The following is a 9,988-nucleotide window of genomic DNA, read 5'->3' on the forward strand; positions in this document are numbered from 1 at the left end:
TCGATTCGCCGCCGGCCAGGTCGGCCACGTCGCCCGAAGACTCCTGCTCGGGGAGCGCGTTCGGCCGTTCATCGGAAATCTCGACCTGGAAGAGCTCCTGCCGAGCTGATCACTCGCCGCGATCGAGCGCTTCCCCGACGCTGCGGGTGAGCTCGCTCACGAACTCCTCCATCGCGTGTCGGATCACGTAAGCGTCCGATAGCTTCGCGTAAATTCCGGGGGGCACCTCGTAGGCGAGCCGCAGACGAAGCTCGGTTCCGTCGCGGGTTGGCGCGATCTCGTGCGCCAGGGAGAAGCTGGCGAAATAGCCGACGGCTTTGACGCCGGTGAACCCTTGGGGCGGACGGTATTCGGAGACAACGGTCTCCCATTTCAGATCGAGTGGCCACCGCTCGAGCCGATAGCGAAAACGGCGCCCGGGCCGGAGCTCTTCGGGCATGTCGCCGAGAGTCACGGCGATCGAGCCGGGCAGAACGCGCTTCAAGTTAATCGGCCGGTCGAAGAATGCAAAGACTTCCTTCGGCGGGCGTCTCGTGAGGTGCTTCCGCTCGATGATGGTGGCTACGAATCTAGGCTTCGGCATGTGAGATAAGAAAGTCTATCGCAACCGCCAGCGACGCGATCCGTGCCCGGTGCGAGCGTGCATCCTCTGGGTTGTCGAAAGCGAGAACGACGAGCGCTCGAGAGCCCACTCTCTCGACGATGTATCGCGTCTCCGATTCGCTTTCCCGCTCACCGAGCAACGCCCCGAGCAGTGTGTCGAGACCCGCCAGGGGATGGGGAAGTGGAAATTCGATGTTCCCGATGGTGGCAAAGGGGTTTCCTTCCTCGTCGACGAGAAAGGCCGCCGCGGCGCGGGTCTCCCGAAGCACGCTTCGAAGCTCTGCGCGGACCGCCGCGAGTTTCTCCGGCGCGCGGAGCAGCTCATCGGAGAGAGACATCCGAGCTTATTGGCGGCGCGATCGCCCCGTGGTATAGTACGGCCGCAGGAGAAAGTCCATGTCGATGCATCCGCTTCTGATCGGCCCCATGGGTCTGCCGGAGCTGTTGGTCATCCTCGGGATCGTCGTCTTGATCTTCGGTGCCAACAAGCTGCCTCAGCTCGGCTCCGGCATTGGCGAAGGCATCAAGAACTTCAAGAGGTCGATCAAGGGCTCCTCCGACGAAGACGACGACGAGAAGAAATAGCGCTTTCCTTCCGTTTCAGCGGGCGACATCGGTGATGATCAGGGTATTCGTGCGCTCGTCGAACACGACCGAGCCTCTTGGGGACAGGAACTTCTCGAGAACCGGAGCCAGCTCCCGCGCCCGAGCGTAGGACAGTTGCTGATAGGTCGTGACGAGAGGACCCGAAAGAGCTTTTTCTTCCTCGTACTTCCGCCGTTGCTCGTACTCTCTTCGGAGCTGCTCCGTTGTGGCGACCCGAACCAGGTTGTCTCCAAGTCGCTCTTGCTCGAGCCGGCAGGTGCGGAGAGCGAGCTGAAGAACTTGGCGCCAGGGTACTTCTTTGATCTTGAGCGTCAGGCTGCAGGAAACTTCCGGGTCGGCGACGAGGTTGAATTCTCCGATCTCGGCGAGAAGGCGTAGAAGATCGAGGACGTCCGCCTCCTTCACGTCGAGGTCGATGAGTGTGTCCGGCTCCGGCGGTTGCATCAAGAGACCCATCAGGAGCAAGGCCTTGGTCATAGCTCGATCCTCGTTCCGTCGTGGGCGAGCTCGAAGGCAAGCTGATCTTTCCGGGCGATGACGTCTTCGCCCGCGTGAACTAGCAGCGTGCGCTTCGCCCCGAGCCGCGCACGGTTTCGTTTCAGGTCGGTGTGGGACATGTGCTTCGGAAGCGGCGCTTCGTAGCTGGAGCATTCACAAATGAACAAATCGACGTTCGGCGTTTGATCCACGAGGGCATCGGTCCACGCCGTGTCGCCGGAGAACACGACGGACTTGCCATCCAGCTCGACGCGGTAACCGTATGCCGTGCCACTCGAAAAATGGTCCACCTCGAAGGGAAGGAAGCGCAGGACCCCGACCTCGATCTCCGCGCCCGACGGGACATCCGTGTACTCGAACGGCGGGCCGTCGAGCCCGGGATAGAAGAGCTCGAGGGCGGAATTGACAGTGGCACGAGTTCCCGGAGGGCCGAAGACCTGAAGTGGCTTTCGACGTTGGGAGAGGTGTCGCTCGTGAACCGCGAGCATCGGAATCCCGCCGAAGTGATCGCCGTGCAGGTGGGAGACGAGAACGACGTCGACATCCGATGGCGTGAGGCCCTCCCGCTTCAGGGCGACGAGGGTCGTCGGCCCGCAGTCGAGCAGCACCCCGACTTCGTGGCTTCGCAGCAGAATGGCCATGTGATTCCGCCCGCCGCTCGCGAAGGCGTTGCCCGAGCCGAGAAAAACGACATGCATGACTATTCACAGGAGGGGCAGATGAACTCCGCTCCGCGAGCTTCGGTCGGCGACACGCGCCCGCATCGCGCACATTCCCGCTGGCGCTGTCCCGCGAAATCCCCGTGGCGCCGGTCGACGAGCTCGCAGAGGTAGCGCTTGATCGCCTCGATGTCACCGGAGGCGAAGTAGCGCGAATCCTCGGCGGGATCTTCCGACGGATGTCGTCTCGCGGTGACGCTCACCTCGACGGTTCGCCCTTCACCGTCGTCGGTGTCCCACGAGCTCTCGACGCGAATCTCAATCGCCATCCGTTTTCGGCGTTCGCGGCTCGGGGAAAAGCGCCTCGTTGAGGCTGCCGGTGCGATAGCCCTCGAGGTCCACGGTGACGAAACGAAACCCCAGCCGCTTCAATTCGGCAATGATCCGTTCGCGCATTTCGGGCGCGAGCGCCCGGTCGAGCTCCTGCTGGGCGAACTCGAGTCGCGCCAGCGGACCGTGGTGCCTGACTCTCATGTGACGAAAGCCGAGCGAGCGCAGAATCTCCTCGCCCCGCTCGACCGTCGAGAGTTTCTCGATCGTGATGGGCGTGTGATAGGGGATTCGAGACGACAGACAGGCGGATGCGGGCTCGTTGGCCGTAGGCAGGCCGAGACCGGTGGAAAGGGAGCGGATCTCCGCTTTCGTGAGCTCGACCTCCTCGAGCGGGCTTCGGATTCCGAGAACCTGCGCCGCTCTCCGCCCGGGGCGAAAGTCCATCCGGTCGTCGGCGTTCGCTCCGTCGACGATGAATCGATACTGCTCTTTTTCCGCGAGCGCCCTCAGACGCGTGTACAGCTCGCTCTTGCAGTGGAAGCAGCGGCTCGGATCGTTCGTGAGATAGTTCTGGTCGTGAATCTCGCGAGTCGGTACGAACCGGTGAGCGAGGTGGAATTGCTTCACGACCGAAAGAGCGAGCCGCTTCTGGTGTTCGGGATAGCTTGGGCTCTCGCCGGTGACGGCGAGGGCGCGGGCGCCAAGGGTGCGGTGGGCTTCGACCGCGAGATAGGCGCTGTCGACCCCACCGCTAAAAGCGACGATGACCGATTCCATGTTCCGAAGAATCTCCCGGAGCCTGGCTCGTTTGTCGACCATCGCCTCGGGGGCCGAACGCCTCACGGCTCTTTCCATTCTTTGATTTCTTCTTCGGCGATGTCGAGGTCGATCGGATCCACGGCCAAGACCTGCAGGGTAACCCCGCACTCGGGACAACCGATTCGCTCTCCAGGATCTACGTCGAGCGCGTCGATCTCGATCTCGGTATCGCACGCGGGGCACAGCGGGAAGTAGTCCTGGCTCATGAAGGACGAATTATAGCAGCTAGGGACTCAGCAAGAGCTTGCCGCTGGCGGTGCTCTCGATGGTCCCGCGAGCGAACCCCAAGGGAAGGTTTTGTCCTGACAGCCAGGCTGCGTTCTGGTCGAAGTAGCTCGGGCTCAAGGGATGACCGGAAGCTCCTGTCGGTACGACGGAGCGCGAACCCTCGGGCGAGGCGAGGTCGGTGACGAAGCGGAACGACGTGCCGGTCGTCACGCCGAACCGGTGGCGGAGGGATACCGAAGCGTTGGCGATCGTCGACGTCGAGCCGCCGAAAGGCATCGGACCGCGATTCAGAAAATAGCCCATCGATCCATCTCTCCCGAGCGGGTGGCGGAACACCACTCCATGAAGAGTTCGCCAGTCCCAGCGGTCGACGTCGTTGCCAATGAGATCGGTCAACTGTTCGACCGCCTCGACGAGGCTCTTGGAAAAGATCGCGTCGCGGTTCTCGGTCTCAGCCGTCGACCTGTCGTCCCAGAACGGTGAGCCCTCGTCATCGACAATCGCGTGGAGTCCGCCCGGTCGGCCAGGCTCGAGGAAGCCGAGGTAGCTTTCGAACAGATCGTCCCCGAGCTCATCGGCGAAGGTGTTCCGGAGCAGGCGGTCGTACAGCGCCCAATAGATTGCGGGAGCAGGACCCTCGGCCATCCGTCCGCTCCAGCCGCGAAGCCGGTCGACGGCAACCGACGTCGTCGGATCGGAAGGAGCCACGGCGACGGCGCGGCGCAGGATGGCTTCGGTCGAGGCGTCGTAACGGTCGTTCTGAATGCGCTCGAAGTCTTCGAGGGAGAGCTCGGGGCTGTCTTCGAGTAAATCGCGTATGCGGATCGCGCGAAAATCGGAGAGGGTATCGACGCCCAGGGGATAGGCTGTCGCCGGTGGCAACATCGAGTGGTTGGCGCTCACGATGAAGCCTTCTTTCGGGTTGAAGATCATCGGTTTCAACTCGTGGGGGACGGCTCCCTTCCACTCGAACTCCTCCGATGCGCCGTCCACCGGTAGTGTGCCATCGTGAGCCGTGCGCACCGGTATCTCGCCGGCAGGAAAAAAGCCGATGTTTCCTTCGACGTCCGCGTAGACGAAGGCAATGGCCGGACTGGACCACGTTCGGAGAGCCTCGGTGAACGCCTCCCACGAGCCGGCTCGGTTCAACCGCAGCAAAGCCTGCACGTGGTCGCCGCTCCAGAAACTGTCCCATCGCTGCGCCAGCAGACGCCCGTCGGCGGTCTCCCCGACCACCACGCCGTGGCGGGACACCCGCACTTCCTCGATCACGGCAGCACGGTCCTTGACCTGGATGGTCTCGCTGATCACGTCGACAGCGGTGTCGGGAGGCTCGACGTAGACGTCCTGGACGTCGGCGTAAAGAGCGGTGGCGCCCCACGCGATCCTCGAGTTGCGACCGATGATGACGAAAGGCAGTCCCGGAAGGCTGGCGCCGACGACGTCGAGGCCGCCGCCTGAAAGGTGAATCTGATACCAGACCGACGGCATGGTGAGGTCGAGGTGGGGGTCCGAAGCGAGAAGAGGACGATCGGATCGAGAGCGTCGTCCCGAGACCACCCACGCGTTGCTCGCACCAGTGTGCGAGGACCTCGCCGAAGTGCGTATGCCTCGGGGCCAAGACTGCGCCCAATCGGCGACAGGTGGCTCGAGCCCGGTGAGGCGATAGGCTGCCTCGATTCCGACCGTGTCGGCGAGACGGCTCCGGAGAAGCTCCACGGTCCCGTTCTCCGAGAGTCGGTCGGAGAGAATCCGTCCGACCGCGAGACTGTCCAGGGGCTGCCACGGGGAGGGGCGGATGCGGAGGAGCGTGAACTCGAGTGGAAGCTTGTCCCCATGAGCCTCGAGGTAAGCATTGACCCCCGACGCGTAGGCCTCCAGAACCTCGCGGGCTTCGGGCGCCATGCGCTCGAGCTCGGCCCCCGCGGCGGCGGCCAGGCCGAAGAGACGTGCCTGACGGTCGAGCTCGATCGCCTCCTCGCCAAAGATCTCGGCGAGCATGCCAGAGGCGGTGCGGCGGGCCATCTCCATCTGAAAGAAGCGATCCTGTGCGTGAACGAACCCCATGGCCCGGATCAGGTCGCGGATATCCGCACCGAAAATGTGAGGCACACCGTATGAATCCCTCAGGACCTCGACCGGCGCCGTGAGGCCCGTGAGCTGGGCGCTTCCGTCGATCAAAGGCAGCGAGCGTCGGGCGAGAAGGTAGACGCACCCGCCGCTGCCGATGGCGAGAATCGCGAGCAGAAGGACACCCAGAGCGAAGATCTTGGTCCAAGGAGAAACGGGGCGGCGAACCGCGGTCGGTCGGGGTCGTGCGGGTCTCGCCGGCGGGCGGGCGGGCTTCTTCTTGGCAGCCCGACCCGGGCGGGTCCCGCTGGGCCCGCCGGGTCTCTTGGGAAGGGTTTTCAAGATTCTTTCCGTAAATAAGTGCCGGAGCGACCGCCTTCTTTTCTGAGGAGGCGTATGTCGTCGATGACCATCGCCCTGTCCACCGCTTTCACCATGTCGTAAACGGTCAGCGCCGCGACCGACACCGCGGTGAGCGCCTCCATTTCGACCCCGGTACGGCCGCGAGAGCGAATGCGTGCTTCGATCCGCAGACCGCCGGGACACTCTTCGATGGTGACGTCGATGTGATCGAGAGAGAGGGGATGGCACAGAGGAATCAAGCTCGCCGTCCGCTTCGCCGCCAGGATCCCGGCAAGGCGAGCCGTCTCGACGACGTTCCCCTTGGCGGTGCCTCCTGTCCGCACGACGCGCATCGCCTCCTCGGATATGCGTATCCGTCCGGCTGCCACCGCCACGCGGTCGGTAGACGGCTTGCGGGAAACGTCTACCATCTGGGGAGCGCCGCTCGCCTTGACGTGACTCAACCGGCGTTTCGCCATCGGTCCTCTTTGAGCAGGGAGCTGTCGAGGGCGTAATAACGCACCGGCTCTCCCGCTTCGAGTCGTTCCCGGTCTTCGGGCACGATGAGAAGGGCATTCGATTTCGAGAAAGCGACGATGTCGCCCGAGCCTCGCGTGGGGATCGGACGGGCGATGCTCTGCCCCTCGTCGTCGACCGAGATCCACCCGGGAAGATACGCGCGCCGATTTCCGCGGTTCACGAGCTCGGTCAGAAGCTTCGCCCGAAACAGCGGGCGTACCGGGTTTGCCGCCCCCTCGAGCCGTGCCAAGGCGGGACGGACGAAGAGCTCGAACGTCACCATGGTGGATACCGGGTTTCCCGGAAGTCCGAAAACGAGCCGACCCTCATCGGTGGTTCCGAAAACGAGGGGCTTTCCCGGTTTGAGCGCCACCGCGTCCACGTGGATGCGCACGCGATGTCGAGCGAGTACGTCCTCTACGAGATCGAAGCGCCCCATCGAGACCCCACCGGAAAGCATCAGAACGTCGGCGTCGAGACCCTTGGTGATGACCTCATCGAGCGACGATTCGGTGTCGAGCGCGACACCGAGGTAGCTTGCTTCGATGCCCGCCGCAGCGCACTGGGCCAGCAGAGAAAACCCGTTGCTGTTTCGGATCTGTCCCGGTGCGGGTTTATGGGATGGATGGACGAGCTCGTTGCCGGTTGCTGCCACCGCGACCCGGGGTTTGCGACCCACGACGAGCGTCGTCTTGCCCACCGTCGCCGCGACCGCGACCGCCGCGGGGTCGAGCCTCGTCCCTTCCTTGAGGACAACGTCTCCGAGGCGAACCTCGCTTCCCCGAGGGGCGACGTTCTGGCCTTCGTCGACCGCGATCAGCACCTCGACGCGGTCTCGGTCGAAGCGGCAATGCTCGACCATCTGCACGGCGTCAGCGCCTTCCGGTACTGGGGCACCGGTCATGATCGATGCCGCCTGACCCGCTTCGACGCGAAAGGTGGGGAAGGTGCCGGCGGGTATGGTGCCGACGACGTCGAGCCGAGCGGGGATCTGGCGGACGTCTTTCGCGCGGACCGCATAGCCATCGACTGCCGAGCGGGGGAACGGAGGCATGTCGACGTCGGAGACGACGTCCTCGCGGAGAAGGCGTCCGGTCGCTTGGCCGAAGTCGATCTCTTCAGTGGAAAGTGGCTTGGCCCGATCGAGAACGATGCGAAGCGCTTGCTCGACGGGAATCACCGGCCCTGCCTCAACGCGAGGATCTCCTTCTCGAGCTCACGCACCCGCTTGCGCAGCTTCTCGAGTCCGCGAAGCTCCGCCGTCGACTTGAGAACCTCGCGGTGGTGTCGGGCGGGATAGCCCGACACGGTGGCGCCCGCGGGAACGTCGCCGATGACTCCGGATTGAGCGATGAGAACCGCGTCTTCGCCGATCGTCAGATGGTCCACGAGGCCGCTCTGACCTCCCATGAGAACTCGCTTGCCGACGACGGTGCTTCCGGAAATGCCCACCTGCGCCGCCATCGCCGAATCCTCACCGATGTGGACGTTGTGTGCGATGTGGACGAGGTTGTCGATCTTGACACCGCGCTCGATGCGGGTCTGCCCCAGGGTCGCCCGGTCGATGGTGGCATTGGCACCGATCTCCACGTCGTCCTCGATGACGACGATTCCCACGTGACGAATCTTGTGGAACTTGCCGTCACGCCTGGCGAAGCCGAATCCGTCCGCTCCGATGACCGCACCGGGGTGGATGATCACCCGATCGCCCAGCCGGCAGCCGTCGCGAATGACGGCGTTGGTCCAGATGAGCGAGTCGTCTCCGACGCTCACCGACGGACCCAGGTAGGCACCAGGGTGCACGACCGTGCGCGCCCCGATCGTGACGTCCTCACCGATGACGGCGAACGGACCTACGGTCACGCCTTCGCCGAGTCGAGTCGAGGGCGAGACCGAAGCAAGCGCGTGCACACCCGACCCGAAGCTCGTGGGTTGATGAAACAGTTCCACGAGATCGATGAGCGCGAGCAAGGGGTCCTTCACCAGCACCTGCGCGATCGGCGGGTGGGGGATTCGCTCCCTGGCTACGATCGCCGAGGCCTTCGTGTTCGCGAGCTCCTTGCGGTAACGAGGGTCGGCGAACAAACTCAGATCCCCGGGGCCGGCATCGGCGAGCGAGCTGAGCCCGGTGATCTCGATGGCGCCGTCTCCCACGAGCTCGCCGTGAAGCCGCGCGCAAAGCGCATCGAGGCGAAAGGACGCGTTCGTACTCACGTGGATCCCGTGGTAAGGATAGCTACAAACGATTGATGTTCCAAGTACTTCCATGGGAGAATCGAAGATGATTTCATGCCGGTGACGAGCCACCTTGCCTTTGCGGTCCTCACTGGTGCCTTCCTGGCGTCGACCGAAGCACCCGTCATCGACCATGAGCCCATCGATTGCTCCCTGGCAGGAAAGAACGTGCGGATTTGCGCGTACGTTCTCGACGACGGGGAGATCGAACGCACCCGGGTGTACTTCCGGGCGGCGGGTCGCGACGCGTTCTATTGGACGCGGATGCTCTCCGATGGAATCCAGTTCTGCGCGACACTCCCCGTTGCCAGCGGGGTGGTCCGTGCGCTCGAGTACTATGTGTGGGTAGTGGACGATCGCTCCGAGACGACGCGAACCCGCACCCTCACCATCTCGCTCGGGTCTTCCTGCTCCGACCCGGCGGTGGACGAGGATCCGGAGCGAACCCATAACCTCGTCGTCCACGCGACGACGGATGAACAGGGAGACGTTATCGAGGACTTCGAGGCGGGCGAGCTCGCCGCGCTCGTTCCCGTAGACAAGAGATGAGCGATCTCCAACTGGCACTGATCGGCAACTCGAGCTCGAGCGCACTCCTCGACGGTCGCGCGCGAATCGTTTGGGCGTGCCTTCCGAGGTTCGACAGCGAGCCGGTTTTCGATAGCCTCCTCAAGGACGGGGAGGGCGAGCCCGACGACGGCTTCTACGAGATCGAGCTGCTCGACGCGGTACGGTCGGAGCAAGAGTACGTTGCGAACACCGCGGTTTTGATCACGCGTCTCTTCGACAGCCGTGGGGCGGCGGTGGAGATCGCCGACTTCGCTCCCCGCTTCAAGCAATTCGGCCGAATGTTCCGGCCATTGATGATGGTGCGCTCGGCCCGCCCGCTCGGGGGAAGCCCGCGCGTGCGTATCCGGCTCCGGCCCACGACCAGCATGGCGAAGACTCCGCCGGTACGGACCCATGGAAGCAATCACGTCCGCTACGTGATGCCGGGCATCACGCTGCGGCTGACGACGAATGCCTCCGTCACCGCGGTGCTCGATGAATCGGCCTTCGTTCTCGACCGTCGGCTT

General features: G+C 63.9%; 14 protein-coding genes. 3 read left to right on the top strand and 11 right to left on the bottom strand.

From position 1 onward, the window contains the following. Positions 1-109: 109 nt before the first annotated feature. Together VEK15_12945 and VEK15_12950 are read right to left on the bottom strand one after the other, a co-directional pair. The gene (locus VEK15_12945; GenBank protein ID HXV61597.1) at positions 110-583 is read right to left on the bottom strand and encodes an SRPBCC family protein; all 474 of its coding nucleotides are present in this window, start codon (positions 581-583) and stop codon (positions 110-112) included. After that, a complete protein-coding gene (locus tag VEK15_12950; protein HXV61598.1) occupies positions 570-941 on the bottom strand; it encodes a hypothetical protein in 372 nt (123 codons plus the stop codon). Before VEK15_12950 ends, VEK15_12945 begins: the two co-directional genes overlap by 14 nt. 58 nt (positions 942-999) lie before the next feature. Here VEK15_12950 and VEK15_12955 point away from each other — a divergent pair, with 58 nt between their 5' ends. After that, a complete protein-coding gene (locus VEK15_12955) occupies positions 1,000-1,188 on the top strand; it encodes a twin-arginine translocase TatA/TatE family subunit (GenBank protein HXV61599.1) in 189 nt (62 codons plus the stop codon). 15 nt (positions 1,189-1,203) lie between these two features. On the opposite strand, the gene VEK15_12960 is transcribed toward VEK15_12955, so the two are convergent. From VEK15_12960 to lpxD, 9 genes are read right to left on the bottom strand one after another with little or no spacing between them, the layout of a single operon-like run. Beyond that, a complete protein-coding gene (locus VEK15_12960) occupies positions 1,204-1,686 on the bottom strand; it encodes a secretin N-terminal domain-containing protein (GenBank protein HXV61600.1) in 483 nt (160 codons plus the stop codon). Next, the gene (locus tag VEK15_12965; GenBank protein HXV61601.1) at positions 1,683-2,405 is read right to left on the bottom strand and encodes an MBL fold metallo-hydrolase; all 723 of its coding nucleotides are present in this window, start codon (positions 2,403-2,405) and stop codon (positions 1,683-1,685) included. The genes VEK15_12960 and VEK15_12965 overlap by 4 nt, the downstream gene beginning before the upstream one ends. Before the next feature lie 2 nt (positions 2,406-2,407). Next, entirely contained in the window at positions 2,408-2,695 is a 288-nt protein-coding gene (locus tag VEK15_12970) for a hypothetical protein (GenBank protein ID HXV61602.1), read from the bottom strand. Further along, positions 2,685-3,542: an ATP-dependent sacrificial sulfur transferase LarE gene (gene larE / locus VEK15_12975; GenBank protein HXV61603.1), complete on the bottom strand. Its 858-nt coding sequence runs from the start codon at positions 3,540-3,542 to the stop codon at positions 2,685-2,687. The genes VEK15_12970 and larE overlap by 11 nt, the downstream gene beginning before the upstream one ends. Further along, entirely contained in the window at positions 3,539-3,724 is a 186-nt protein-coding gene (locus tag VEK15_12980) for a lysine biosynthesis protein LysW (protein HXV61604.1), read from the bottom strand. Before VEK15_12980 ends, larE begins: the two co-directional genes overlap by 4 nt. 19 nt (positions 3,725-3,743) lie before the next feature. Next, a complete protein-coding gene (locus tag VEK15_12985; protein HXV61605.1) occupies positions 3,744-6,158 on the bottom strand; it encodes a penicillin acylase family protein in 2,415 nt (804 codons plus the stop codon). Further along, complete coding sequence (gene moaC / locus VEK15_12990) at positions 6,155-6,637, bottom strand: cyclic pyranopterin monophosphate synthase MoaC (protein ID HXV61606.1); 483 nt, start codon at positions 6,635-6,637, stop codon at positions 6,155-6,157. The genes VEK15_12985 and moaC overlap by 4 nt, the downstream gene beginning before the upstream one ends. Then, positions 6,619-7,857, bottom strand: coding sequence for a gephyrin-like molybdotransferase Glp (gene glp, locus VEK15_12995; GenBank protein HXV61607.1), 1,239 nt, complete (start codon positions 7,855-7,857; stop codon positions 6,619-6,621). Before glp ends, moaC begins: the two co-directional genes overlap by 19 nt. Then, positions 7,854-8,891 (bottom strand): UDP-3-O-(3-hydroxymyristoyl)glucosamine N-acyltransferase, encoded by a 1,038-nt coding sequence (gene lpxD / locus VEK15_13000; GenBank protein ID HXV61608.1) that lies wholly within the window; start codon positions 8,889-8,891, stop codon positions 7,854-7,856. Before lpxD ends, glp begins: the two co-directional genes overlap by 4 nt. Before the next feature lie 75 nt (positions 8,892-8,966). Between lpxD and VEK15_13005 the strand changes: the two genes are divergently transcribed. Continuing rightward, positions 8,967-9,461 carry a hypothetical protein gene (locus tag VEK15_13005; protein ID HXV61609.1) on the top strand — a complete coding sequence of 165 codons (495 nt, stop codon included), beginning with the start codon at positions 8,967-8,969 and terminating at the stop codon, positions 9,459-9,461. Next, positions 9,458-9,988 (top strand): trehalase-like domain-containing protein (locus VEK15_13010; GenBank protein HXV61610.1); only part of this gene is annotated, 531 nt, incomplete at its 3' end. The genes VEK15_13005 and VEK15_13010, both read left to right, overlap by 4 nt.

The sequence above is a fragment of the Vicinamibacteria bacterium genome (assembly GCA_035620555.1).
Lineage (GTDB): Bacteria > Acidobacteriota > Vicinamibacteria > Marinacidobacterales > SMYC01 > DASPGQ01.

Coding starts and splice junctions, on each gene's coding strand:
- VEK15_12945 (HXV61597.1), bottom strand. CDS start 583: ATGCCGAAGCCTAGATTCGTAGCCACCATCATCGAGCGGAAGCACCTC.
- VEK15_12950 (HXV61598.1), bottom strand. CDS start 941: ATGTCTCTCTCCGATGAGCTGCTCCGCGCGCCGGAGAAACTCGCGGCG.
- VEK15_12955 (HXV61599.1), top strand. CDS start 1,000: ATGTCGATGCATCCGCTTCTGATCGGCCCCATGGGTCTGCCGGAGCTG.
- VEK15_12960 (HXV61600.1), bottom strand. CDS start 1,686: ATGACCAAGGCCTTGCTCCTGATGGGTCTCTTGATGCAACCGCCGGAG.
- VEK15_12965 (HXV61601.1), bottom strand. CDS start 2,405: ATGCATGTCGTTTTTCTCGGCTCGGGCAACGCCTTCGCGAGCGGCGGG.
- VEK15_12970 (HXV61602.1), bottom strand. CDS start 2,695: ATGGCGATTGAGATTCGCGTCGAGAGCTCGTGGGACACCGACGACGGT.
- VEK15_12980 (HXV61604.1), bottom strand. CDS start 3,724: ATGAGCCAGGACTACTTCCCGCTGTGCCCCGCGTGCGATACCGAGATC.
- moaC (HXV61606.1), bottom strand. CDS start 6,637: ATGGCGAAACGCCGGTTGAGTCACGTCAAGGCGAGCGGCGCTCCCCAG.
- VEK15_13005 (HXV61609.1), top strand. CDS start 8,967: ATGCCGGTGACGAGCCACCTTGCCTTTGCGGTCCTCACTGGTGCCTTC.